Genomic DNA, 25,114 nt, shown 5'->3' on the forward strand with positions numbered 1-25,114 from the left:
GCCGGCGTGACCCGAGCCCACCCGCGCGGTCCCGCGCGCCCCGTGCCCGGTGCAGCCGGCCCGCGCGAACCGCCCCGGATATCTCCCGAACGGCAGATGTCCACATCCCGTCGAAAGCGCAGTCTTGGCGGGTGCCACGCGACCGCGTGAACGCGTGTCATCACGAAAGGACCGACCCGCGCGCCATGCTCGAACTGATCGATGTGACCAAGGACTACCAGGCCGGCCGGGGCGGCAAACGAGCCGTGGACGCCGTCACCATGCACCTCGGCCCCGGCCTGCTCGGACTGCTCGGCCCCAACGGCGCGGGCAAGTCCTCGCTGATGCGGATGGTCGCCACCATCACGCGCCCCACCTCCGGTCGAATCCTCTTCGAGGGCGTCGACGTCGTCGCGAAGCCGGACCGGCTGCGCCGGGCGTTGGGCTACCTTCCGCAGGACTTCGGCGGCTACCCGAACCTGACGGGTCCCGAGTTCCTCGGCTACCTCGCCGCGGCCAAGGGGATGACGGGTCGTTCCGCGCGGGCCCGGATCGGCGAACTCCTCGAAGCGGTCAACCTCACCGAGGCCGGCAAGCGCCCGCTCGGCAAGTACTCCGGTGGCATGCTGCGCCGCGTCGGCATCGCGCAGGCGCTGCTCGCCGACCCCCGGGTGATCGTGGTCGACGAACCGACCGCGGGCCTGGACCCCGAGGAGCGGGTGCGCTTTCGCAACCTGCTCGCCGAACTCGCGGTGGACCGGGTCGTGTTGCTGTCCACGCACATCGTCTCGGACATCGAGTCGGTCGCCTCCGACATCGCCGTACTCGTCGGCGGCCGACTGCTGCGCCGGGCCACTCCCGAGGCACTGCTGCGCGAAGTCGACGGCCGGGTCTGGGAGGTGACGGTGGATCAGGTCGACGTGGCGGCGGCCCAGGCCCGTTGGGTGGTGAGCCGCATGGTGCGCACGACGGCCGGCGTCCGGCTGCGCGTGCTCGCGTCGGATCCGCCGGCGCGCGACGCGGTCGCGGTGCCGCCCGATTTGGAGGACGCCTACCTGGCGATCGTCTCGGGGACCACGACGGCCGCGGCGGTGCGGCCGTGACGCTGCGCATCATCGCGATCATGGCCGGCGCCGACTTCCGCGACCGGATCCGCCGCCCGGCATACGCCGCGACGCTGGCGGCGGCCGTCGCGCTGGCCTACCTCGCGGTCCCGGCGGCCGACGCGCGCTGGACGATCATGAACGTCGGCGACTACCGCGGCGCGTACAACAGCGCCTACGTGGGCACCGCGACCGCGCTCGCGGGCGCGCTGTGGCTGACCCTCGGCGGTTTCTACTTCGTGCGCACCGCGATCGGGCGCGACGAAAGCACGCGCGTGGGGCAACTGCTCGCCGCGACGCCGTTGCGGACCACGACCTACCTCGCGGCCAAGTTCCTCGGCAACGTCATGGTGCTCGCGTCGATGGTCGGTGTCCTCGCGGGGACCGCCGCGGTGATGCAGATCGTGCGCGGGGAGGATCGCGCGATCGACCCGGTCGCGCTCCTGCTGCCGTTCGCGACCGTCACCCTGCCGCTCGTGGTGGCCACGGCGGCCGCGGCGCTGTTGTTCGAGGCGATCCCACACCTGCGGGCCGGGCTCGGCAACATCGTCTGGTTCTTCATGGCGACGACCGTGGCGCTCGGCGGGCAATCGGGGTCCGCACCGCTGGGCGGCCTCGGTGTACACGCCGCCGTCGTGTCGATGCGCGAACGACTGCTCGCCGAGCACGCCGACCTCTCCGGCCAGGAGTTCAGCCTGGGCCTGACCTACCGCGACGAACCCCTGCGCACGTTCGACTGGGCCGGCTTCACCCCGGACGGCGCCTTCCTCGGCCGACGCCTGCTGCTGATCCTGCTCGCGCTCGGCCTGGCCCTGCTGCCGGCCCTGTGGTTCGGCCGCTTCGACCCGGCCCGAGGCCCGCTGCGCGGCCCTGTTCCCGATGTCCCTCACGACCCTCACGTCCCTCACGAGCCGACCCGGCTCCAAACCGCCCCTCGGCATCGGACGGCACCCGCGACACTGCCACGCACGCCCGCCGTCGTACGCGGGTTCGCCTTCCCGCGCCTGCTCGTCGGCGAATTGCGCATCCTGCTCCAGGGCGTCTCCAAGTGGTGGTGGATCGGGGCCGCGACCCTGACCCTGGCCGGCTTCACCGCGACGCCGAGCGTGGTCACCGGGGCGGTGCTGCCGGCCTGCTGGATCTGGCCGGTCCTGCTGTGGTCGCGCCTGGGCACCCAACAGACCGAACACGATCTCGACGGCCTCCTGGGCGCCTACCCCACTCCCCACCTCCGGCTCCTCGCCCAATGGACCGCCGGCCTGGTCCTGACCGTGATCGCGGCCCTGTCCCCGGCCGTGCGCATGCTCGCCGCCGCCGACACCCCCGGCCTGACCGCGTGGGCCGCGGGCGCCCTGCTCATCCCGTCGCTGGCCCTGTTCGTCGGCCGTCTGAGCCGGACCCAACGCTTCTTCCAGGCCCTGTACGTCGCCGTGTGGTGGGGCATCGTCAACAACATCGGCGCCCTCGACTTCATGGGCGCCCTGCGCCACGACGACATCCCGCGAGGCCCCCACCCGCTGCTCGTCACGCTCGTGGCCCTCACCGCCCTGGCCGCGGCCTTCGCCGTCAACGGCCTGCGCGACCGAGGCCGGCGCTGACCACCACGACCGGACCGGGTGACGTCACACAACGGTAAGCAGGCACCGCATCCCGACCCGACCCCCGCCGGGTGAGGATGGCACCACCAGTTCTTCGACCGTGAGGTGCCCCGTGCGTCGTGAGGGTTATGGTCCGGCCGCGCTCGGCGGGGTGTTGGCGGCCGGGGTGGCGCTCGGGGTCGCCGAGGCAGCCGCGGTGTTCGTACGGCCGGAGGCCACGCCGCTCGTCACGATCAGCGGCGCGGTGGTGGATCGAACGCCCGCAGGGCCTCGGGAATGGGCCATTCGTACCTTCGGGACCGGGGACAAGCCGTTCCTGCTGCTGTGTATCACCGTCCTGCTCGTGGCCTTCGCCGCGGCGATCGGCGTGCTCGCCCGACGGCGGCTCGGCTACGGGATCGTCGGCGTCCTCGCGCTCGGCGGCTTCGCGGTGTGGGCCGCCGCCGATCGCCCCACCTACCGGGGAACCGACGTGCTGCCGGCCGTCGTGGGCACGGTGTTCGGCATCCTGGCCCTGATCGTGATCACCCGACCCGAGCTGATCGACCGCAGACCGCTCGCGCGACCGCTGCCGGGTGCTCCCGGCGACGACCACTACGACGAGATCCCCGACACCTCGCGACGCACCGTGGTCCTGGCCGGCGCCGCCCTGACCGCGCTCGCGACCGGCATCGGCGGCCGAATGCTCCAGCACGTACGGTTCAACGCCGAGGACTCGCGCAAGCAGGCCGCCGCCGATTTCCCCAAGCCGGTGAGCCCCGCGCCGCCCGCCGGCGCCGGCTTCACCGAGCCGGGTCTGTCCCCCTACTTCACGCCCAACGGCGACTTCTACCGCATCGACACCGCGTTCTCGGTGCCGCAGGTGCGCGCCGAGGACTGGTCACTGCGCATCCACGGCATGGTCGACCGGGACATCGAGCTGAGCTATCGACAGTTGCGCGAGCGCTTCGCGATCGAGCGGGACATCACACTCACGTGTGTCTCGAACGAGGTCGGCGGCGACCTCGTCGGCACCGCCCGCTGGCTGGGCACCCCGCTCGCCGACCTGCTGCGCGAGGCGGGTGTGCACCCCAAGGCCGACCAGATCGTGTCCAGGTCCCACGACGGCATGACGATCGGCACACCCGTCCTGGAGGTCATGGACGGCCGCGACGCGATGCTCGCGTACGGCATGAACGGCGAACCGCTGCCGATCAAGCACGGGTTCCCGGTCCGCATGGTCGTTCCGGGCCTGTACGGCTACGTGTCGGCGTGCAAGTGGATCGTCGACATCGAGGTGACCACGTTCGACGCGTTCGACGCGTACTGGGTCAAGGGTGGCTGGGCCGCGAAGGCCCCGATCAAGACCCAGTCGCGAATCGACACCCCATCGGCCGACTCCTCGCCCAAGGCCGGCCGGATCCCCGTCGCCGGCGTCGCCTGGGCCCAACACCGCGGGGTGCAGGCCGTCGAGGTACAGGTCGACAACGGCGCGTGGCAGCCCGCCGAGCTCGCGCCGCAGACCACCACCGACACGTGGCGCCAGTTCCGGTGGATGTGGGACGCCACGCCCGGCAGGCACACGCTGCGAGTGCGGGCCACCGACGGCACCGGTGCGGTCCAGGTCGCGAAGGAACAGGACGTGCTCCCCGACGGCGCCACGGGCTTTCACCGCATCACCGTCACGGTCGACTGAACCGCGCCCGGACGCAATCGCGAGCCCGGGCAGGTGCGAAGCCGGCCGCGACGGGCCGACTCCGCACCCGCCCGCGGCCCGCCCCGACCCCCGCGACCATTCCTGCTCAGCCGGTGACGAGCCCCCACGCCCGCGCGATCAACTCGTACGACCGGATCCGCGCGTCGTGTCCGTACACGTTGCTGATCACCATCAGTTCGTCCACCTGCGTCCGTTCGCGCAGCGCGTGCATGCCGGCGCGCACCCCGTCGAGGTCGCCGACGATGTGTTCGCTCTGGTAGGTCTGCGCGAACTCGCGCTCGGCCGGCGTCCACGGATACGCCTCGGCCTCCTCCGGCGACGGCATCCGCCCCGGATTGCCGCTGCGCAGCCGGAGCATGGTCAGCGCCTGGGAGAGCGCGAGCCGCTTGGCCTGCGCCTCGGTGTCGGCGGCGATCACACCCGCCGCGATCATCGAGTAGGGCTCCTTGAGCGACTCCGACGGCTGGAACGACTCGCGGTACAGCTCCAACGCGGGCACCGTGTTGCGCCCGCTGAAGTGGTGCGCGAACGCGAACGGCAGCCCCAGCATGCCGGCGAGCTGCGCGCTGTAACCGCTCGATCCCAGTAGCCACACCGGCGCCTCGGCCGACGCGAACTCGCCGCCCGCCTCGACCCCGGACGCGGGCCCCGGCACCGCGTGCATCCGCCGGTACGGGTGGTCCTCGGCCCACGATCCGGTGACGAAACCGATCAGCTCGCCCAGGGCCTGCGGAAACTCCTCGACCGACTCCGCACCCCCGCCGCGTCGCAGCGCGCGCATGGTGACCTGGTCGGTGCCCGGCGCCCGGCCGATCCCGATGTCGATCCGGCCCGGGTGCAGCGCCTGGAGCGTGCCGAACTGCTCGGCGACCACGAGCGGTGCGTGGTTGGGCAGCATCACGCCGCCCGAACCGAGGCGCAGCGTCGACGTGTGCGCGGCGAGGTGCGCGAGCAGGACCGGCGGCGAGGAACTCGCGATGCCGGGCATGTTGTGGTGTTCCGCGACCCAGAACCGGTGGTAGCCCCACTGCTCGGCCAGCTTCGCGAGGTCGGTGCTCGTACGCAGCGCCTCGGTCGCCGAATACCCGGTCCCGACCGGGGCGACGTCGAGAACCGACAGCTTTACCGGCTTACCCGGCTCGTCGGCTCGACCAGGCTCCATCGGCTTCACAGCGTTCACTCCGCGTCCCTCTCCTCGCCCGCCCGAAAACCCACGCAGCGAACCCGCCCGGAGGCGTGCCTGCGCTTGACGGTGCAACCACCGAACCGACTCGGCTGTTCCGCGTCTCGGGGGTGGAGGAGATCACAGACGGCCAACGGTGAACGATCGGGCCGACCACGACTTCTACGCCGGGCTCAGCTGCCACACCGCGCCCGCGCCGACCGGCACGAGCCCCAAGCCCTGCTGCCCCTTGACCCGGTCGCCGAGGCCGAGCGCGGCTCCGTTGTTCGAGACGAGCACGAATCCGGCGCCGTGCGCCTGGGCCTTCCACAACTGCTTGTCGCCGCGCCCGCAGTCGTCCTGCTCGGCCCGGGCGTCGTGGCCGCCGGTCGCCTGGAGGCACTTGTGCGACAGCACCGACTCCAGCCGGACGAAACCGCCGCCGGCGTCGCGCAGGACCCACTGCTGGTTGGTCTTGCCGGCCTTCTTCGGATACGCGATGACCGGGGCCCGATCCTTGTCGCTCGCGCCCATGACGTCCATCGCCCGGCCGTCCGGGAGGGTCAGCATGTAGCCCTGACCCGCCGCGGGGGAGGGCGGCGGCGGGGCGGTGCTCTTCGTCGCCGAGGCGGACGGTGTGGCCGACGCGGACGCCGAAGCGGACGGCGAAGCCGTCGTCTCGGGCGGCGACGTCGTCACGTCGGCGGCGACCACCGAGGACGGCGACAGCGGGGTGCTCGTCCCGGGGACGGACACCGGCGCCGCGGCCGGCGTGCTCCCTCCGTCGCCGCCGCCGAACACCGCGACCAAACCGCCACCGATGAATCCCAGCAGCCCGACCCCGCACAGCACCGCTATCCAGATCCGACGTGGCGGCATCTGTCTCTCTCCTCATGACCGACTGTTCGGACCGTCACCGGCCGACTGTTGTTCGTTCGGATCGGGACATCCTGGCAGAGAGTTCACTCGAAAGGGTGGGCCACTCAGTGGGAGCCGGTGACCTTGAGGCCGACGATCGCGACGACCATCAGGCACAGGAAGAAGATTCGGGCGACCGTGACCGCCTCACCCAGCAACACGATCCCCAGGATCGCGGAACCGACCGCGCCGATACCCACCCACACGCCGTACGCGGTGCCGATCGGCAGCGTCTTCGCGGCCATCGACAACAGGGCCATGCTGCCGGCGATCCCGAGGCCGGTCAGCACGCTGGGCACCAGGCGGGTGAACCCGTGGGTGTACTTGAGCCCGATCGACCACCCGACCTCCAGGAGACCGGCGATTCCGAGCATGATCCACGCCATGACGACACTCCTCGCTGGACCGCCACGCGAACCACGGGGGTTCGGTAAGCGGTCGGCGTCGTCCTTGCGGGCCCGGTACGGCGCACCTCGTCGGGGAGCGGGTCCTGTCGACCGACTCGCCTCCAGAATCGCAAATCGGGGGCGGAAAACCCAACCGCCGGGCGGTGAGTTGCCTCACCACCCGGCGGAACGGATGCGGTATACGCGTGGAGCAGGGCTGCGTGTCACAGGTACAGGCCGGTCGCCTCACCCGAGATCTCGATGCGCTCGGCGGCCACGGCGTGCAAGTCGCGTTCGCGCAACAGTACGTAGGGGACGCCGCGCACCTCCACCTCGGCGCGCTCCTCCGGGTCGTACAGGACGCGGTCGCGCGGCTCGACGCTGCGGACGTTCTGGCCCACCGCGACCACCTCGGCCCACGCGAGTCGTTTGCCGACCTGCGCGGTCGCGGGGATCAAAATGCCGCCGCCGGAGCGACGCTCACCCTCTGCCGCGTCCTGACGTACCAGGACACGGTCGTGCAGCATGCGGATGGGCAGCTTCTCGCCGAGGTCGTGGACGGTGTTGCTCGAAGACTGGGACCTGTCGGAACTCACGCTTCGACAAGCTACCCGTCCGACGCCCGACGTGTGTCACCGGGAGGTGCGAATCCTCCCGGCGAGTTTCCCCGCCGGCGGGTCCTCGCCGGGGTCGGCGGGTCGTCAGTTCTTCTTCTTGCGGCTCTTGAGGAGCACGACGAGCAGAAGTACGCCCGCGGCGCCACCGACCACCGGCACGATGCGCTCCATCCGCGGCGCGCCCGTGTCGCTGTCGATGAACTGCGCCCGCACGTTGTCCTTGGTCCGTGCCAGGACGTTGGCGGGCTTGACCCGGTCGACGATCTCGTCGAGCGTCACCGCGAGATTGGCGCGGGCCGCTTCGATGTCGCGCTCGATCTGTTGGGGCGAGCGCCGGTCCGGCTGACCGCCCGCGTCATGCTTCCTGTCGGCCGCCTTCACATCTTTCGAAACGTCGGCCTTCGAAAGCTCGGCCTTGTGCGCACCGTTCACCGACTCCACCCGACTCCGCTCCGCGTGTGCCGTCACCGGTCGACCCAACGCCGCCCGGCCCTGTCGCTCCAACTCCGCCGGAGACATCTCCCGCCCGTGGTCGCTCACAACCCGTCCTCTCCGGCCCAGCGCTCGTATGTTCCCCAAGTCTGTCAGGTACATCCCCGCCGCCGGGTCAACCGGGTGGCGTGGCGCCCGGACCGACCCGCGAGCAGGTCAGGCGGGGACCGACGACGGGTCGAATCCGTACGGCAGTTCCAACCGGTGCGCGGCCATCAGGTCGCGATCCAGGAGCAGATCGCGCGTACCCCCGTCGGCCACCACCACACCACCCGCGAGCACCAGCGCGCGCGGGCACAACTCCAACGCGTAGGGCAGGTCGTGGGTCACCATCAGGACCGTGACGTCCAGCGTTCGGAGGATGTCGGCCAGTTCGCGGCGGCTCGCCGGGTCCAGGTTGGAGGAGGGCTCGTCGAGCACGAGGATCTCCGGCTCCATCGCGAGCACGGTCGCGACCGCGACCCGGCGGCGCTGGCCGAAGCTGAGGTGGTGCGGCGGGCGATCGGCGAAGCCGGCCATGCCCACCTGCGCGAGCGCGTGTTGCACGCGCGCTTCGAGCTCGGCGCCGCGCAGACCCAGGTTGGCCGGGCCGAACGCGACGTCCTCGCGCACGGTGGGCATGAACAGCTGGTCGTCCGGGTCCTGGAAGACGATGCCCACCCGGCGGCGGATCTCGCGCAGGTTGTCCTTGGCAACCGGGAGGCCGGCCACGTGGACGGTGCCGGCACCGGCGGTCAGGATGCCGTTGAGGTGCAGCACGAGTGTGGTCTTGCCGGCGCCGTTGGGGCCGAGCAGGGCGACCCGCTCGCCGCGTCCGACGGTGAGGTCGACGCCGAACAGCGCCTGGTGGCCGTCGGGGTAGGCGTAGGCGAGGCCGCGGACGGCCAGGGAGGGGTCGGCGTCACTCACGTGGCACTCCGTTCGTCGGTCGGGCGGCGTTCGCGTGGGTCCTGCGGCGACCCGATCACCCGAACAGCGCGGCGGCCCACACCGAACCCGCCGCCACCGGCAGGATCGCGGCGACGGCCCATTGGGCACCGCCGGCCCGGGCGTCCAGGATCACCGGCATGGTGCCCGTGTAGCCGCGGCTGAGCATCGCCAGGTGTACCCGCTCGCCGCGTTCGTAGGAGCGGATGAACAGCGCGCCCGCCGACTTGGCCACCGCGGGTGCCTGGCGCAGGTCGCGGGCGACGAAGCCGCGCGATTCGCGGGCGATCCGCATCCGGCCCATCTCGGCGGTGATCACCCCCGCGTAGCGCAGCATGAACGACATGATCTGCACCAGCAGCGGTGGCATCCGCAGTTTCTGCAATCCGATCAGCAGTTCGCGCAGTTCGGTCGTGGCCGCGAGCAGGACGCCGGCGACCACGCCGAGCGTGCCCTTGATCAAGACGTTCCAGGCGCCCAGGAGCCCGTCGTGGCTGACGGCCAGGCCCAGCACGTCCACGGTCGGCCCGCTCGCGACGAAGGGCAGCAGCAGGGCGAACGCGACGAACGGTGTCTCGACGAGCATCCGGCGCAGGACGAAGCCGGCGGGGATCCGCGCGATGGCCGCGACGGCGACGAGCAGCGCGGTGTACGCGCCGAACGCCCAGTAGGTCTCGCGCGGGGTGGACACCGTCGCGAGGACGAAGCCGACGAGCGCGACGAGCTTGCACTGCGGCGGGAGCCGGTGGACCGGCGAGTCGCCCGGCCGGTACAGCCGGTGCCCCGTGTGGGAGCCCGACACGTCAGGCGTCGCCCGGTGTACGCGCGCCGTTGCCCCGGCCGCGGACGACCCGGAACACGCCGGTGCCCACGAGCAGGGTCGCGCCCACGCCGATGACACCCGCGAGCCCGCCGGAGACGCGTTCGTTGTGCACGCCCTTGACGCTGTAGTCCGCGAGCGGCGCGTCCTTCATCTGGTGGTCCTTCTCCTTGGCGTCGATGCCCTTGTCGGCGGACACCTTCTCCAGCCCGTCCGGGCTTTGGCTCGCGTAGAAGCTCACGAAGCCCGCCAGGACCAGGGCGATCAGGAGCCCGGAGATCAGGAGCGTGCGGGTACGGACGCGGTTCATCGCGAGTCACCTGCCGTGCGCAGTTCGAGGGGACGCGCGAGCCCGCGCGCGCCGTGGACGAGGTCCGGGCGGACCGCGAGCACGCTGGAGACGGTGGCGGCGGTGATGATCGCCTCGCCGATCCCGATCAGCACGTGTACGCCGATCATCGCCCCCGCGACCTTGGAGATCGGTACGTCGGTGGTGCCGCCGATCGCGTAGAAGAAGGTGAACACGGTCGCGGCGGCCGGCACCGACACGATCGCACCGGCGAACGCCGCGATGGGCACCGACGAGTTGCGCGCCGGCAGTACCCGCAGGACGAGGCGGAAGAGGCCGTAGCCGACCACGACCGTCACGATCGCCATGATCGTGATGTTGAGGCCCAGTGCGGTGAGCCCGCCGTCGGCGAAGAACAGTCCCTGCATCAGCAGCACCATGGACACGCACAGAACCCCGGTATAGGGGCCGACCAGGATCGCCGCGAGGGTGCCGCCGAGGAGATGGCCGCTCGTGCCGCCCGCGACGGGGAAGTTGAGCATCTGGACCGCGAAGACGAACGCCGCGACCAGACCCGCGAGCGGGGCGGTGCGTTCGTCGAGCTCGCGGCGGGCGCCGCGCAGGCCGACGGCGATGCCGGCGACGGCCACGACGCCGGCCGCCGCGGAGACGGGACCGTCGATGAATCCGTTGGGTATATGCATGAGGCCCCTCCCGAAATGCCGGTTTCGGCTGCTGGATTTTATGGGGCCCGCACCTAGTTGCAAAAGACTTGCAAGTAGATGATCCGGGCAATAGCCGGTCCCCGCCGGTACTTCTTTGCCGCGCGTTGACGAATCCCGCCCTCCGACGGGCGTGCCATAGCGTGGGAACCGCCGGCTTCATCCGATGCCGTGCGATCCGTTGCGGAGTCCGAGGAGCCATTTCGTGAGCGACCGTCTTCAGGCGGGCGACACCGCCCCCGCCTTCACCCTGTCCGACGCCGACGGCAAGCCCGTGTCGTTGTCCGACTACGCCGGGCGCAAGGTCATCGTGTACTTCTACCCGGCCGCCCTGACCCCCGGCTGCACCAAGCAGGCTTGCGACTTCACCGACAACCTCGACCTGCTCGCGGGCGCGGGCTACGACGTGCTGGGTGTCTCGCCGGACAAGACCGAGAAGCTCGCCAAGTTCCGCGACAAGGAGAGCCTGCGGGTCAAGCTCGTCGGCGACCCCGACAAGGGCACGTTGGAGGCGTACGGCGCGTTCGGCGAGAAGACCATGTACGGCAAGACCGTCAAGGGTGTCATCCGCTCGACGTTCGTGATCGACGAGCAGGGCAAGGTCGAGCGCGCGCTGTACAACGTGCGCGCGACCGGGCACGTCGCGAAGCTGATCAAGGACCTGAAGCTCGACGCGGCCTGAGCCCGCCGGGCGCTTCCCGCGACGACGGAAGCCTCGATTTGCCCGCTCTGCGGGTGAATCGGGGCTTTTTGTCGATCAAGGCTGTGTCGCGCGACTCGTAATGGAATGTCCTGTCCCAACCTGGGGTGGGACGGTCCGGGTCCGATCTGCCCCGGGCCGGCCGCCGGCGACGATCCCCAGGACGAAGGAGACCGGTGAGCACCGACGAGCAGCCCGAACCCCGGCGGCATCGGCTCGGTGGTCGTCGGCGCAAGCGCCTGCGCGAGCAGGACATCACGGTCGTCGACACCGCGACCGTCGACACCGCGGTCAAGGCCACCATGCTCGGCAACGCCATGGAGTGGTACGACTTCGGCATCTACGCCTACATGGCGGTCACGATCGGCAAGGTCTTCTTCCCGTCGGGCAACGACACCGCGCAGACCCTCGCCTCGTTCGCGACCTTCGCCGCCGCGTTCGTGGTCCGCCCGCTCGGCGGCTTCTTCTTCGGCCCGCTCGGCGACCGGATCGGGCGCAAGAAGGTGCTGGCCACGACGATGCTGATGATGGCCACCGGCACGCTGTGCATCGGGCTCATCCCCAGCTACGCGTCGATCGGCTACGCGGCGCCGATCCTGTTGATCCTGTTCCGGATGATCCAGGGCTTCTCCGCGGGCGGCGAGTACGGCGGCGCGAGCACGTTCATCGCCGAGTACGCGCCGGACAAGCGGCGCGGCTTCTACGGCAGCTTCCTGGAGTTCGGCACGCTGATCGGGTACATCTGCGCGGCGAGCCTGGTCACGCTGCTGACGGCCGTGCTCGGCGATCACCGGATGTTGCAGTGGGGTTGGCGGATCCCGTTCCTGGTGGCCGCGCCGATCGGGGTCGTCGGGTTGTACCTGCGGCTGCGGCTGGAGGAGTCGCCGGCCTTCACGAAAGTGATGGACAAGGCGGCGGAACCGGGCGGGGACAGCGACGCCAAGCCGGGACCGATGGCCGAGTTCAAGCGGATCTTCCTGGGCCAAAAACGCCCGATGATCATCTGCATCGCACTGGTGGCGGCGTACAACATCAACGACTACATGCTGCTGTCCTACATGCCGACCTATCTGTCGGACACGCTGGACTACAACGAGACGCACGGCCTGTTGCTGATCGTGGTGGTGATGATCGTGCTGCTCGGAGTGATCCACCCGCTCGGCAGCCTCACCGACCGGATCGGGCGCAGGCCGGTGATCATCGGCGGCTGTGTGGGCTTCCTGGTGCTGCCGTTGCCGTGCTTCGTGCTGATTCGGATGGGCGCGCTCGTCCCGATCTTCGTCGGGCTGATGATCCTGGGCCTGGTCCTGGTGTGCTTCCTGGCCACGATGTCGGCTGCCCTGCCCGCGCTCTTCCCGACCGAGATCCGCTCCGGCGCGCTGTCGGTGTCGTTCAACATCTCGGTGTCGGCGTTCGGCGGCACGACCCCGTTCGTCACCGAGGCGCTGGTCAGCGGCACGGGCAACGGCTACATGCCGGCCTTCTACATGATGCTGGCCGCGGCCGTGGGTCTGGTGGCCGCGATCGAGATGTCCGAGACCGCCCGTCAGCCCCTGATGGGCTCGCCACCCGCGGTGGAGACCGCCGAGGAGGCCCGGGAACTGGCCGCCACACAGGGGTGACGGGCGGTACACGGTGCATCGGTGTCAGGCGGTGTGGGCCACCTCGCCGCCGACCACCACGACCTCCGAGACCGTGCCCGGGATGTCGGCCGGGGCGGCGGTGAGGATGTCGCGCGAGAGCACGACGAAGTCGGCGAGCTTGCCGACCGTGAGCGAACCCCGCTCGTGCTCCAGGAAGTTCGCGTACGCCGAGCCCATCGTGTAGCCGTGGATCGCGGTCTCGATGTCGACCGTCTCGCTCGGGATCCACCCCGGGCCGCCGGCCAGGGGCGCGCGGGTGAGCGCGGTGTACACGCCGACCATCGGGTCCATCTCGGCCACGTTCCAGTCGCTGGAGAAGGCCAGTACGGCGCCGGCCTCGCGCAGGCTGCGCATCGGCCACGCCTTGTGCCAGCGCTCCTCGCCGACGTTCTTCGCCCAGTCCTGGCCGGGGCCGGCGATCTCGGGCGCGCAGTGGCGCGGCTGCATGCAGGCGACCACGCCGAGTTCGGCGAAGCGGGGCACGTCCTGGGGATCCAGGCACTCGACGTGCACCACCTGGTGGCGCGCGTCGCGTTCGCCGTTGGTCGCGCGGGCGTGCTCCACCGCGTCCAGCACGGTGCGGATGCCGCGATCGCCGGTCGCGTGCACGAAGCACTGGAAGCCGCGGCCGTCGAGCTTGGCGAGCAGGTCGGCGAACTCCTCGGCCGGGTAGAACGTGTCGCCGCGGTGGTGCCGGCAGCCGCTGTAGGGCTCCAGGAGGGCGGCCGTGCGCGGCTCGACGACGTCGTCGATGTACAGCTTCAGCGGGCCCACCCGCAGCCGGTCGTCGGTGTACTCGCGGGCCGCCGCGGCGAAGTCGTCCAGGTCCGCGTCGGTGGTGCCGCGCGGGTGGAACAGCGCCGCGACGATGCGCGAGCGCAGTCGGCCCTCGTGCCGGGCGCGGGTGTACAGGGCCAGGTCGTCGAGCGAGTTCTGCGGCTCGACCACGGTGGTGATGCCGAAGCGGATCGCGTCGTCCAGGCTCTTGGCGAGCCGTCCGTACTGCCGGTCGGCCGACGCCCACGGCACGCCGAGCGCCCGGAGCGCGCGGTGACCGTCGCGGGAGAGCCCGCGCACCGCGAAGTCCTTGACGAAGCCGGTCGGCTCGCCGGTCTGCTCGTCCTTGTCGACCCGGCCGAACGGCAGGATGTCGCTGTCGCGGGTGATGCCCAGGACCTTCATCGCCGCGGTGTTGAGCCACGCGGTGTGTACGTCGTAGCTGAGCACGAACGCGGGCACGTCGCCGGTGACCGGGTCCAGGTCGCTCGCGCGCGGCATCCGGCCGTCGGGGATCGCCGAGTAGTCGAACGCCTCCGCCTCGATCCACGCGGCGTCCGGGTTGGCCGCGAGCCACGTGGCGATCCGCTCGTGGATCTCGGCCAACGTGCGCGCCCCGGCGAGTTGCACGCACGCGTCGTCCGAGCCGAGCCGCACGTGGTTGTGCGCGTCGATGAAGCCCGGCAGTACCCGCCGCCCGGCGCCGTCGAGCACGGTCGTGTCCGGCCCGACCCAGGCCGCCGCATCGGCGTCCGCTCCCAGCCACGCGATCCGCCCGTCGAGCACGGCCAGGGCCTCGGCACTCGGCAGATCGGGGTCGACGGTGTGGATGCGGGCGTTGCGCAGGACCAGGTCGGCGATGCGGGACACGATGACGACTCCAGGGGTGGTGCGAAGGTCTGTTGCGGGATGGGTGGGTGAGCGCGCCCGGTGCGGGAGCGGTGGTGGCCGGCCGGCCTGTCGTCCGCTGTCCTCAGACGCCGGACAGGGTGTTCGGGTGCCGGGTGAACTGCGGTTCGCGGCGTGCGAGCAGCCAGTACAGAAGGCCCGAGACCACGGCGCCCAGCACGGTGAAGTCGCCGTCGAACGGCTCGACCAGTGGGCCGGTCCACAGCGCGGACTCGGCGGACAGCGACGCGAAGACGATGCCGGCGACGAGCGCGATCATCCCGGCGGGGTGGAAGCCGCGGGTGTACCAGTAGGCGCCGCCGCGCAGGTCGTGCAGCGCGTCGGCGTCGTAGCGGCAACGGCGCATCAGCGTGTCGGCGACGAACACGCCGCCCCACGGCGCGAACACGACCACGAGCACGGACAGGAAGCTGGTCAGGTTCTCGTTGAAGTCGCCGTTGAACAGCGCCCACAGGGACCCGGCGAGGATGCACGCGGTGCTGACCAGGATGCCCTTGGACCGCGACCACGGAATGCCCAGGACCTGGAGGTTCAGGCTGGAGGAATACAGCGTCAGGATCGAGTTGGTGATCGAGCCGCCGACCACGAGCAACAGGAACAGCCCCTCGAACCACCCGGGCACCAGGTCGGCCACCCCGGCGACGGCATCGGTCATGTCGGCCTGGGTGGCCGCGGCCACACCGAGAATGCCCAGCGCGACCGAGGACAGCATGCCGCCGGCGGCGCCCCACAGCGTGATCGAGCGCAGCGAGGTGTCCTTGGGCAGGTAGCGCGTGTAGTCCGAGGGCATCGGCATGTACGAGATCGGGCCGGCGATCATCACCAACACGGCGAGCGAGATCGCGTGGAAGGAGTTGCCCTGGTCGGGCGTCGACGCGGTCTCCACGCCGGGCACCACGAACACGATCAGCAACCCGAAGCCGGCGCCGAGTATGTACGCCATCCACCGTTCGGCCGCCTGCACGGTGGCGTGTCCCCACATCGCGACCGCGAAGGTCAGGGTCAGCGTGATCGCGAGCGCGACGATCTTGCCGAAGTCGTTCTGTGCCATGCCCAGCTTGCCGAAGAGCTGCTGGAGGGCGATCGAGCCGACGACCGTGTTCAGGATCGTGTAGCCGATCCCGACGATCCAGTTGAGCACGCCGGCGGGGAAGTTCCCCAATACCCCGAACGTGGCCCGCGAGATGACCAGCGTCGCGGTACCAGTGCGGACACCGCCCAGGCCCAGCGCGCTGATCACGAAGAACGAGAGTCCGGTGAGCACGACCACGGCGGTGGCCACCCAAAACGACAGGCCGAACATCACCGCGAGGGTCCCGTTGAGGACGAACGTGAAGGTCAGGTTCGAGCCGAACCAGAGCCAGAAGACGTCCTTGGCACTGCCGTGCCGCTCCGCGTCGGGGATCGGGTCGATGCCGTGGGTCTCCACCTGGAAGACCTGATCGGAGGCGACCGGCGGGACCGCGGCGGTCGGCGCGCCGGGGCGGCCGACGGGAGCGGGGGCGGCGGAGTCCGAGCGGGGCAGGGTCACCGGACCTCCTCTTCGTGAGTCTGAGGCGGGCTGGAACCGGGTGCGGAACCGGGTTCGAAGCGCGACCGGAAGCTTGAATGTCGTTCAAGAAGTTTGAACGCCACTCAAGGTGCGCTTCGACAGGGGGAGGTGTCAAGACTTCGTGGCGAATACCACCGGAATTTGACTGTCGTTCAAGGTTGGCGGCAGTGGGAGAGTAGGGTCGAGCCCTTGCGCGAACGGGCCGCGGCAGCGCGAACGGGCCGGCAGTACACCCCGGGGGCGCACGGGCGGGCGCCACAGGGCGGTGGAGTGAAGTCGGAAGGCGGACTACGGGTGGCCGGCAGGCGCAGCGACGGGCGGATCGCCCAGGACCGGATGCTCGAGGAGGCCGTCGCGGCCATCGCCGAGGACGGCTTGGCCGCACTGACCATGTCCGGCCTCGCGGAGCGCCTGGGCACCAGCGGCGGCCACATCCTGTACTACTTCGGCAGCAAGGATCAGCTGCTGCTCGCGGCGCTGCGCTGGAGCGAGGACCGATTGGTGCGCGAGCGCGCGGAACTGCTCGCGCGCCGGGTGCGGCCCGAGCGCAAACTCGACCTGTTCCTGGGCCTGTATCTGCCGGTGGGCCCGCGCGACCCGCGCTGGATGCTGTGGCTCGAACTGTGGGCCAGGACGGCCGGCAACGCGGAGCTGCGGATCGCGCAGGACGACATCGACCGCGGCTGGTGCGAGGACCTCACGACGATCCTGGCCAAGGGCGCGGCCAAGGGGGTGTTCCCGGGCGTCGACCCGGCCGCGGACGCCTCCGAACTGCTCGCGCTGCTGGAGGGCCTGAGCACGCGTACGGTCCTGGGCCTGGGCGCCACCACCCGCGAGGTCGCGTTGGCGATGGCCCGGCGGGCCGCCGGACGACTGACCACACCCTGACGGCGGAGCCGACCCGTTGGGTGGGTGCCAACCGCAGGAGCGGCACAGGACTAGCATGAGGCGTGGTCGACCGCCGACCGATGTCGTGCGGAGGTCGACGCGCACGCGGCCGTGGCGCAATTGGTTGACGCAGCAGGTTTAGGTCCTGCCGTCCGAAAGGACATGAGGGTTCGAGTCCCTTCGGCCGCACCAGTCGACACCGAGTCCCCGCAACAATCAGCACCGAGTCCCCGCAGGCAATCCGCCGCGACGCACCTGTCCCACCCGCCCGCGGACCGCTGCGTATTCTCTCCCCCACAGGCCGGTGTCGAGGCCCATGAATTGCAGCGGCGGGATCACTTTTCGCGAATATGCCCCGCGCAACCTCCCGACGTTGACGTGGGAATCCCCCCTGAAGGGTGGATCGGGCGCCGCGAGGCGTTGGATCGAGGGAATGTTGTCCGAGGTAGGGGTGGCTCGTGGGTGATGTGGTCGGGTTGGTGTTGGCGGCCGGGGGTGGGCGGCGGCTTGGGGGGCGGGCCAAGGCCGGGTTGGTGTATCGCGGGCGGCCGTTGGTCGAGCACGGGGTGGCCGAGGTGCGGGCCGGTGGGTGTGGGCGGGTCGTGGTGGTGGTCGGGGCGGATGCCGACGCGGTGCTTGCGGTGGCCCGGCTCGACGGGTGTGTGGTGGTGCGGAATCCGGGATGGGCGTCGGGGATGGGGTCTTCGCTCGCGGCCGGTGTGGCCGCGCTGCCGACGGACGCCGACGCCGTCGTGGTGACCCTGGTGGACATGCCCGGCGTCGGGGCCGCGGCCGTGCGGCGCTTGATCGACGCGTACACCGCCCACGACGACCTGATCGCCGCGGCCTACGACGGCAAGCGCGGGCACCCGGTCCTGTTCGGCCGTGCGTGGTGGACCGAGCTCGCGGCCCGTGCCGAGGGTGACGCCGGCGCCCGGGCTCTGCTCGCCGAACACCGCTCCCGCGTGCGCCTGATCGAGTGCGCCGACGTCGCCGAGCCCTTCGACATCGACACCCCCGCGGACCTGTCCCACCTCGAACCCTGACCGGCCGACCCAGCCCACAGTCACCCGGCAGCCGACCCTCCGGGGCCCGCCCCACACGCAAAAGGACCCGAGCCGCCGAAGCCGCCCGGGTCCCGCCGTGTCGCGCTGCGCCTGCTCGCCCTGCCCGCTATGCCTGGTTGAAGAAGCCGTCGTGGTTCTGCTGGGACGGATCCCCCGTGAGGAGCCGGGCGTCCGCCGGCATCAGCAGGAAGACTCGCTTGGCCAGTCGTTCGATCGCGCCGCGCCGGGCGAAGGTCAGGCCCGACGCGAAGTCGACGACCCGCTTGGCGTCCGACTCGTCCATCGAGGTCAGGTCGATCACGACCGGGATGTCCTGGCGGAAGTATTCGCCTATCGCCCGTGCCTCGTGGTAGCTCTTCGGATGCACGACCGCGATCCGAGTACTCGGTGGGGTCGGCGTTTCGGCTGCTGCGGCTCTCGCGGCGAACACCTCCGATGCCGGAACCACGCTGCCCTCCAGGGCGCGCGAACGCGATTCCTCGGGCTCGTCGTCGTAGACCCAGCGCGACCCCGTGTCGTCGTCCTCTGCGTCGTATGTACCGGTCTCATAGGCACCCGCGCCGGTGCGGTACAGGTCGTCGTCCACGTCCCCCGAACCGATCCCGAGCCACGAGCCGGCCTTGCGCAATGCGCCCATGGGCACCTCCGCGTCCGCTCGTCCCGGCCCCGTCCGGGTTATCTCGTCATCCTCCACTCGACCGAACTGTATGCGAGTGCCGAGCTTGGCGCGTAGAACGACGCGCCTATAAGCGGACAGATCATCTACGGAACCTCGAACGGGCGTACCCAGTGCGGCTTCTGACGCCATTTGAGATATTTTCGTCGGTCCATCCGGCGGCATCGCTGCCTTCGAACTGTCGTTCGAGTCACGGGATTTGCCGACACGGACGGGCGAATCGCCGTCGATGTCGGGATTGCCCTTCGCGTGCGGCGCGCTCGTCGCCCCTTTACCGACAGCACGAGGCTTCCTCGGGAACCGCCATCCGCCGAACGCGTGATCGACGACACGCTCCGGTCCTTCGCGGCCACCCCGGTCTCACGCCGCCGTGAACTCCCCTCGGCCTCACCGTCTTCGCGCCGCCGGCACGGACCGCCCGCCCGGCCGACGCGCAAGGGAAGAACGTCTACCGGTGGGCCGGGGACAGGTCGCACACTCGGATGCGACAACTTCGGAGGTGAGCATGGATTCGCCTTTCCGCATCGTGCGGCCCCCTCGCCCGATCGAGGAGCCCTATCCCTCCCGGGCCCGCATCAACGAACAGATCGCCACGGTTTGGGAGTGGGGCATGCGTGAGGACCCCGCGACCGCGATCCGGTTGTTCCACCAATTGGGCGGCGTCGCCGAGCGGGTACTCGGGCCGGCCGATCGGGACACCCTCAACGTCCGCCGGGCGTACACCCACTTCGTCGGCCTGGACGGTGACCCGGGTCGGGCCGTACAGGTGTTCGCCGGCCTGATCCCGGTCGCCACCCAGACGCTCGGGCCGGGCGACTGGGTCACGCTCGACATGCGCCTGTGTCACGCGCGCTTCACCGGCGAAGCCGGCGAGACGCAACGAGCCATCGCGCTGTTCATGCAGATCGTGCCGGACATGACCCGCGCGCTGGGAGCCGAGGCGCAGAGCACGTTGACCGCGCGCAGTTACCTGGCCCGCTTCACCGGCGAGGCCGGCGACTGGGGGCGAGCCGCGGCCATGTACGGCGCGCTCGCCCTCGACGCGACCCGCATCCTCGGCCCCGACAGCCTCGAAACGCTCGTCGCGCGCGCCGGCCACGCCATCAATCGAGGGCTTTCCGGCTACCGCGGCGAGGCGATCGGGCTGTACGACATGTTGGTGGCCGACTTCGCCCGGGTCCTGGGCACCGATCACACCGAGACTCGACAGACCCAGGTCTGGCAGCGGTACTTCCGAACGGTGAGCGGCTGAGCGACCGAGCGGCCGAGCCGGCACGGTGACCGGCGGCATCCGCGCGGTGACCGGCGCTCGGGCCGCCCCCGGCGGCCTGCGAACCGACGCGGTAAGGGGCTGAAACGGGTTTCGGCGCGGCGGCTAGGGTGGCCACCCTTGAACGACCGGAACGGGGAACGGTGGTCATGGAAGAACTGCGCGACGGGGATCCGGCCCGGCTGGGTTCCTATCGGTTGCGTGCTCGGTTGGGCGAGGGCGGCATGGGCGAGGTGTTCCTCGGCGTGTCCCCGAGCGGTGTCCGGGTCGCGGTCAAGACGGTACGGCCGGAGTTCGTGACGGATCACGGATTCCGGGACCGCTTCCGGCGCGAGATAGACCTGGCTCGACGGGTGGACAGCGCGTGGACCGCACCGATCGCCGAGGCCGACCCGGACGCCGAACACCCCTGGCTGGCGACCGAATATCTCACCGGCCTGTCGCTGTCCGAGGCGATCGACACGTACGGCCCGCTGCCCGAGGGCGCGCTGCGGATCCTGGGCGCACAACTCACCGAGGCGCTGATGGCGATCCACCGCGCGGGCCTGATCCATCGCGACCTCAAGCCCTCCAACGTGATCCTGGGCCGGGACCGGGTACGAGTCATCGACTTCGGCATATCGCGCGCCGTGGACGAGGGTGGGGCCGGCCTGACCGGGACCGGCCGCGTGGTCGGATCGCCGTCGTTCATGTCGCCGGAACAGGCGAGCGGTCGCCGGCTCGGGTCGGAAAGCGACGTGTTCTCGCTCGGCTCGGTCCTGGTCTTCGCGGGCACCGGCGCGGGCCCCTTCCACGGCGAGCCCGTACCGCAACTCCAGATGATGATGCGGGTGCTCAACGGCGAACCGAACGTGGTCGGCGTCCCGGCGGGCGTGCGGGACCTCGTACTCGCGTGTCTGCACAAGGATCCGGCCGACCGGCCGGGGCTCGCCGAGATCCTGGCTCGCTGCCTCGGCGATTCCGAGCCGCCGACCGGGAGTTCGTGGTTGCCGACGGACCTGGCGGCCGAGTTGGAGCGGCGACACGTCGGCGAACCGGGCGTCCCGCGCGCGTCGCCGGCAGACGCTTCGACCCGAGCCCTCCCGGTCGACGCCCCAGCCGACGCCCCGGCCGACCCAGCCGACGCCGAGCCGCCGGCACCCGCTGCCGCTGCCGTGAGCCCGAGCCCCGGATTGCCCGCCACCCGCAACGGCCCACCCCCGCAACCAAGCCTGCCGCCGACCGTCGGCGCGACCCAACCACCCACCGGCAAACGGGCGTTGGGCCGCCGCGCGTTCCTGATCGGCGGTTCCGCAGTCGCCGTCGTGGCGGCGGGTGGCGGCCTGGGCTGGTTCCTGATGGGCGATGCGGCGGACCCGGGAAACAAGGTGTGGGACTACCCCGTCGGGGCGGCCGGCCGGTCTTCGCTCGGGGCCCAGGGCGGCCTGGTGTTCCAGGTGTCCAACGGCGCGGGTGGCGGCTACGGTCTGATCACCGCGGTCGACGCCGAGTCGGGCAAGAAGGTCTGGTCGAAGGCCACCACCGGGCGTTCGGTGTCCGAGCCGATGGTGACCCCCCATCACGTGTTGGTGGTGTCCTGGTCGGTGGAGGGTTCGGGCCGACGGGAGACCTCCGCCCCCGCGAAGTGCACGGTGCACGCCTTCGACCCGGCCAACGGCGAGCAGCGCTGGAGCCTGGACTTCGACGCCCGTTGGGTGCGCCTGCCCACCGCTCTCGACAAGGACGTGCTCTACCTGGGTGTCGCGGCACCGAACGAGTACGGCAGCACCGTCGGTCGGATCGTCGCGATCGACGTGAACACCCACGCGGAGCTGTGGAAGGCCGACATGCTCCCGGACATCACGCACGCGGACGTACCGGTGCCGGGTGTCGGAGCCGTCTACTGCATGGCGACTTCGGACAGCGGCAGCCTGTACGGAATGATGCTCCGGGCCTTCGAGACCGGCGGCCGGAGCAAGTGGGATCAACCGCTCAAGGACTACCTGTGGGGCGTGAACCCGCTGCCGCACGGCGATCGGGTCCTGGCGCTCGTGACCAAGGGGCAGGTCTCCGGGAGGTACACGTGGGACCGCTACGCCTTCGATCCCGCGACCGGTGCGGTCATGTGGGGGCCGGTCTCGCTCGAAGGCGGATCGGCGCACGACATCCGGGTGTTCGGTGCCGACACGTTGATCGTGGCGTACAGCGCGAGCAGTGACCGGGACAAGTCCGCCGTCGTGGCGATCGACGCCACCACCGGCGGCCGGATCTGGAAGTACGAGATGCCCGGGCGCCACGTCACCGAGGTGACGTGGCACCAGGACGTCCCCGACACGATGTTCGTCGCCTGCTACCCGTCCGGCGAGCAGGCCGGCGTACAACCGAGCGGAACGACGAGCGCCGCCCCGAGCCCGGACTCGACCGAGTCGCCGATGCCGCGGATCGACACGGCCACGGTGTACGCACTCGACCTGGCGCACGGCACGCTCGTATGGGAACGGGGCCTGGGTTCGCCGGCGAGCGTGAGCCGGCCGGTCCTGAAGTCGGGCAAGGTCTACGTAACGGTGAACGCGGCCGCCGCCCCCAAGCGGGCCCGGGTCGTGGCCCTCGACGCCGAGAACGGCAGGACCGCGTGGGACGGCGAACTGCCGGTACCGCTGTTGTCGGAGCCGTTGCTCGCCAACGGGAAGGTCTACGTCGCGCAATGGCAGGACCCGGACGCGCGAGCCCAGACGGCCTCGCTGACCGCGTTCGAGGCCTGAGGCGCCCGAGGCGGTCGGGCGGGATCCGAACCGGCTGTTCGGACCGAGTCCGGCCGCGGCCCGGGGCGTGCCCGTCGCACCGGGCACATGATTGCGCGCGGACGGGGCATCGGGACTCGGTCGGGGGATTTCCGCCAGAGTCCGTCCGAACTCCGTTCGAAGCGAGGCAGCAGCATGGTCGAGTTGGGACCCGTCGACGCTATCGTGTTGGGCTTTCCGGGGCAGCGGCTGACCTCGGCCGTGCTCGAAGCCTTCGAGGCGGTCGAAGAGCGCGGCGACGTCAGGTTGATCGACGCGATGATCGTGGTCAAGGACGTCGACGGCAACGTCAACGGCCACGAGGTCAGCGAGTTCGAGGGGCTGCGCGACATGGCCGCCGAACTCGCGGCACGCGAGATGTTGGGCCTCGCGGGTGACGAGGACACCGATCAGATCGGGCAGGTCATGCCGCCCGACTCGCTCGTGGTGGTGCTGTTCGTCGAGAACGTGTGGGCCCGCGAAGTGGCCGTAAAAATCCGCGACTCGGGCGGCCGACTGTTGTCGTACACCCGTTTGCCGCAGTCCGTGGTCGACGACGCGGAAGAGGCGTTGGCCGGCGCGACGGACAACGGTTGAGTTGAACGAATTGCTATCCAAAGGGTAAAGCAGGGCAAAATCCCGGAACCACCCTCGGTGGTTGGCCGTCTCACTGGGTGCAAGGGCAATTCCCCAAGCAAGTGGAGGTCGCCATGACCGCCAAGTTCCGCAGGGCCACCGTGGTCGCGGTCGCCGCAGGATTCGTTCTCTCCGCGGGCGCCGCCGCCCCCGCGCTGGCCGCGTCGGCGGGTTCACCGCCCGCTGTCGTGCAGGTGCAGCAGGCGGACGTCGTCCAGCACGTGACCCAGTTCTTCGACCAGTACAAGTCCGCGGTCGAGGGCACCAATCCCGACATGAACCCGCAGGAGGTGCGCAACGAGTTCCTGACGCCGGAACTCAATGCCCGTCTCGACGCGTGGGCCGACCAGAACATGGCCGATCCGGTCTTCCGGGCACAGAACGTCCCGCAGGACCGGTCGGTTCGCTACGAGGGCAGCGGCGCCGGTCACGCGACGGTCGTGGTGACCGAGTACTGGGGCGACGGCAGTTCGACCGACGTCTGGTACCAGGTACCGCTCGCCGGCGGTCGAATCACCGATCTCATCGACGCGCCACAGTAGTTCCGGCGGCGATCGACCACGAGGGCTTCTTCCCGACCGAGGGAGGGGGCCCTCGTGGCATGTCCCGACTGTCGGCCCCCGCCCGAAAGGCATCCAACGAGGGGAAGGCCCTCGGATCAACCCGTCAGCGGCAGTTGGTCACCGGTGGCGCCGATCTCCAGGCGGGCGTAGTCGGGGTGGTCCAAGCGGTGGTGGACGTAGATCTGGTCGGCCCACGGCGGATCGAGGGGCGTGAACGCGCGCAGGCCGATCACCCGGCCGATCGGCCGGTCCGGATGTTTGGCGTTGAAAACGCCGACCGCGGCGGCCTCACCGATCCGGTCGATGGTGCCGGGCAGGTCGTCGAGGTAACAGGTCACCCTGGGCAGCAGGTGCTCGTGTGCCGAGCCCCGGAACAGGCCCAACGCGGTCGTCGTGGACGAGTAGTAGTCGAGGTCCAACGCGACGAACCCGACAGGGTGATCGCGCAGCCTTTCGGCGCTGCCGGCCAGGAACGCGGGCAACGTCTCGGCGAGGTCGCCCACCACCAACTCGGCCGTACCGAGCCGGGTCCGCAGCCGGTCCTGATCCATCGCGTAGAAGCCGGGCCCGAACAGGTAAGGGAGATCACGCGGATCCTCGGCGGCGGGCATGCCTACCCCACCGTCGAAACCGACCACCCGCACCGCGACCCCGGTGGCGGCGGCGTAGTAGCGCGCGTGCTCGGCCAACGCCAACAGCCCGTTGCCGCCGGCCACGCCGAACTCCACCACCGTGACGCCCCGATGCCCCAACCGCCCGGCCGACTCGGTGGCCCGGCGCACGCCGTAGGCGTAGTGCGGCCGCTCCACCAGCCCGAACCGATACGCCGCCGCCAAGTCCACCCCGGGTAACCGCCGCAGCAGCCGATTCCGCGCCGCCTGCCGGGTCCCGGACTTCGACCAGTCCCACAACAGCTCACTCAACCCCCCGACGGGCCGCCGCCCGAACGGATGACCCTTTTGCGC

22 protein-coding genes, 1 tRNA gene, 1 pseudogene and 1 riboswitch are annotated in these 25,114 nt (G+C 70.6%); of the genes and pseudogenes, 12 read left to right on the top strand and 12 right to left on the bottom strand.

What is annotated here, in order from left to right:
• Window positions 1–185 precede the first annotated feature (185 nt).
• The 3 genes from GT354_RS37555 (at window position 186) to GT354_RS37565 (ending at window position 4,355) form a co-directional block, all read left to right on the top strand.
• On the top strand, window positions 186–1,082 hold the full coding sequence (locus GT354_RS37555; protein ID WP_161360861.1) for an ATP-binding cassette domain-containing protein: 897 nt from the start codon (window positions 186–188) through the stop codon (window positions 1,080–1,082).
• 20 nt (window positions 1,083–1,102) lie between these two features.
• A complete protein-coding gene (locus GT354_RS37560; RefSeq protein WP_161360881.1) occupies window positions 1,103–2,680 on the top strand; it encodes an ABC transporter permease in 1,578 nt (525 codons plus the stop codon).
• A gap of 112 nt (window positions 2,681–2,792) precedes the next feature.
• Window positions 2,793–4,355 carry a molybdopterin-dependent oxidoreductase gene (locus GT354_RS37565; RefSeq protein ID WP_346012352.1) on the top strand — a complete coding sequence of 521 codons (1,563 nt, stop codon included), beginning with the start codon at window positions 2,793–2,795 and terminating at the stop codon, window positions 4,353–4,355.
• A 106-nt stretch (window positions 4,356–4,461) separates the two neighbouring features.
• On the opposite strand, the gene GT354_RS37570 is transcribed toward GT354_RS37565, so the two are convergent.
• The 8 genes and pseudogenes from GT354_RS37570 to GT354_RS37605 all read right to left on the bottom strand — a co-directional run bounded on the left by GT354_RS37570 (window position 4,462) and on the right by GT354_RS37605 (window position 10,691).
• Window positions 4,462–5,538 (bottom strand): LLM class flavin-dependent oxidoreductase, encoded by a 1,077-nt coding sequence (locus GT354_RS37570; protein WP_161360883.1) that lies wholly within the window; start codon window positions 5,536–5,538, stop codon window positions 4,462–4,464.
• Between the two features lie 183 nt (window positions 5,539–5,721).
• Window positions 5,722–6,417 carry an RICIN domain-containing protein gene (locus tag GT354_RS37575; protein ID WP_161360862.1) on the bottom strand — a complete coding sequence of 232 codons (696 nt, stop codon included), beginning with the start codon at window positions 6,415–6,417 and terminating at the stop codon, window positions 5,722–5,724.
• A 104-nt stretch (window positions 6,418–6,521) separates the two neighbouring features.
• Window positions 6,522–6,842 (bottom strand): quaternary ammonium compound efflux SMR transporter SugE, encoded by a 321-nt coding sequence (gene sugE, locus GT354_RS37580; RefSeq protein WP_161360863.1) that lies wholly within the window; start codon window positions 6,840–6,842, stop codon window positions 6,522–6,524.
• Between the two features lie 52 nt (window positions 6,843–6,894).
• Window positions 6,895–6,960: riboswitch (guanidine-III (ykkC-III) riboswitch) on the bottom strand.
• Between the two features lie 106 nt (window positions 6,961–7,066).
• Window positions 7,067–7,369, bottom strand: coding sequence for a co-chaperone GroES (locus GT354_RS37585; RefSeq protein ID WP_161360884.1), 303 nt, complete (start codon window positions 7,367–7,369; stop codon window positions 7,067–7,069).
• Between the two features lie 174 nt (window positions 7,370–7,543).
• Complete coding sequence (locus tag GT354_RS54965) at window positions 7,544–7,900, bottom strand: DUF3618 domain-containing protein (RefSeq protein WP_346012353.1); 357 nt, start codon at window positions 7,898–7,900, stop codon at window positions 7,544–7,546.
• 207 nt (window positions 7,901–8,107) lie between these two features.
• Window positions 8,108–8,860 carry an ABC transporter ATP-binding protein gene (locus GT354_RS37595; protein ID WP_161360864.1) on the bottom strand — a complete coding sequence of 251 codons (753 nt, stop codon included), beginning with the start codon at window positions 8,858–8,860 and terminating at the stop codon, window positions 8,108–8,110.
• A 55-nt stretch (window positions 8,861–8,915) separates the two neighbouring features.
• Window positions 8,916–9,680, bottom strand: coding sequence for a cobalt ECF transporter T component CbiQ (cbiQ, locus tag GT354_RS37600; RefSeq protein WP_161360865.1), 765 nt, complete (start codon window positions 9,678–9,680; stop codon window positions 8,916–8,918).
• A gap of 1 nt (window position 9,681) precedes the next feature.
• A pseudogene (locus tag GT354_RS37605) lies at window positions 9,682–10,691 on the bottom strand (energy-coupling factor ABC transporter permease).
• A gap of 223 nt (window positions 10,692–10,914) precedes the next feature.
• Here GT354_RS37605 and bcp point away from each other — a divergent pair.
• Together bcp and proP are read left to right on the top strand one after the other, a co-directional pair.
• Window positions 10,915–11,391, top strand: coding sequence for a thioredoxin-dependent thiol peroxidase (gene bcp / locus GT354_RS37610; RefSeq protein ID WP_161360866.1), 477 nt, complete (start codon window positions 10,915–10,917; stop codon window positions 11,389–11,391).
• A 194-nt stretch (window positions 11,392–11,585) separates the two neighbouring features.
• Window positions 11,586–13,031 carry a glycine betaine/L-proline transporter ProP gene (proP, locus tag GT354_RS37615; protein WP_161360867.1) on the top strand — a complete coding sequence of 482 codons (1,446 nt, stop codon included), beginning with the start codon at window positions 11,586–11,588 and terminating at the stop codon, window positions 13,029–13,031.
• A 24-nt stretch (window positions 13,032–13,055) separates the two neighbouring features.
• Here proP and GT354_RS37620 read toward each other — a convergent pair whose 3' ends face one another.
• Window positions 13,056–14,699: an amidohydrolase gene (locus tag GT354_RS37620; protein WP_161360868.1), complete on the bottom strand. Its 1,644-nt coding sequence runs from the start codon at window positions 14,697–14,699 to the stop codon at window positions 13,056–13,058.
• Between the two features lie 103 nt (window positions 14,700–14,802).
• A complete protein-coding gene (locus GT354_RS37625) occupies window positions 14,803–16,167 on the bottom strand; it encodes a cytosine permease (RefSeq protein WP_346012354.1) in 1,365 nt (454 codons plus the stop codon).
• 459 nt (window positions 16,168–16,626) lie between these two features.
• Between GT354_RS37625 and GT354_RS37630 the strand changes: the two genes are divergently transcribed.
• The 3 genes from GT354_RS37630 to GT354_RS37640 all read left to right on the top strand — a co-directional run bounded on the left by GT354_RS37630 (window position 16,627) and on the right by GT354_RS37640 (window position 18,224).
• Window positions 16,627–17,178 (top strand): TetR/AcrR family transcriptional regulator, encoded by a 552-nt coding sequence (locus tag GT354_RS37630; RefSeq protein ID WP_161360886.1) that lies wholly within the window; start codon window positions 16,627–16,629, stop codon window positions 17,176–17,178.
• 105 nt (window positions 17,179–17,283) lie between these two features.
• A tRNA-Leu gene (locus GT354_RS37635) sits at window positions 17,284–17,370 on the top strand.
• 266 nt (window positions 17,371–17,636) lie between these two features.
• The gene (locus GT354_RS37640; RefSeq protein ID WP_161360870.1) at window positions 17,637–18,224 is read left to right on the top strand and encodes a nucleotidyltransferase family protein; all 588 of its coding nucleotides are present in this window, start codon (window positions 17,637–17,639) and stop codon (window positions 18,222–18,224) included.
• Window positions 18,225–18,351: 127 nt separating this feature from the next.
• Here the strand turns inward: GT354_RS37640 and GT354_RS37645 are convergent, their stop codons facing one another.
• Window positions 18,352–18,882, bottom strand: a complete 531-nt coding sequence (locus tag GT354_RS37645; protein WP_161360871.1) for a cell division protein SepF — start codon at window positions 18,880–18,882, stop codon at window positions 18,352–18,354.
• 544 nt (window positions 18,883–19,426) lie between these two features.
• Between GT354_RS37645 and GT354_RS37650 the strand changes: the two genes are divergently transcribed.
• From GT354_RS37650 to GT354_RS37665, 4 genes are all read left to right on the top strand, one after another.
• Window positions 19,427–20,173 (top strand): hypothetical protein, encoded by a 747-nt coding sequence (locus GT354_RS37650; RefSeq protein ID WP_161360872.1) that lies wholly within the window; start codon window positions 19,427–19,429, stop codon window positions 20,171–20,173.
• A gap of 167 nt (window positions 20,174–20,340) precedes the next feature.
• Window positions 20,341–22,932: a serine/threonine-protein kinase gene (locus tag GT354_RS37655; protein WP_161360873.1), complete on the top strand. Its 2,592-nt coding sequence runs from the start codon at window positions 20,341–20,343 to the stop codon at window positions 22,930–22,932.
• A gap of 174 nt (window positions 22,933–23,106) precedes the next feature.
• Window positions 23,107–23,547 carry a DUF6325 family protein gene (locus GT354_RS37660; RefSeq protein WP_161360874.1) on the top strand — a complete coding sequence of 147 codons (441 nt, stop codon included), beginning with the start codon at window positions 23,107–23,109 and terminating at the stop codon, window positions 23,545–23,547.
• Between the two features lie 113 nt (window positions 23,548–23,660).
• Window positions 23,661–24,128: a hypothetical protein gene (locus GT354_RS37665; RefSeq protein WP_161360875.1), complete on the top strand. Its 468-nt coding sequence runs from the start codon at window positions 23,661–23,663 to the stop codon at window positions 24,126–24,128.
• Window positions 24,129–24,244: 116 nt separating this feature from the next.
• Here the strand turns inward: GT354_RS37665 and GT354_RS37670 are convergent, their stop codons facing one another.
• Window positions 24,245–25,072, bottom strand: coding sequence for a hypothetical protein (locus GT354_RS37670; protein WP_161360876.1), 828 nt, complete (start codon window positions 25,070–25,072; stop codon window positions 24,245–24,247).
• Between the last annotated feature and the right edge of the window lie 42 nt (window positions 25,073–25,114).

The sequence above is a fragment of the Streptomyces sp. SID3343 genome, from assembly GCF_009865215.1.
Taxonomy (GTDB): domain Bacteria; phylum Actinomycetota; class Actinomycetes; order Streptomycetales; family Streptomycetaceae; genus Embleya.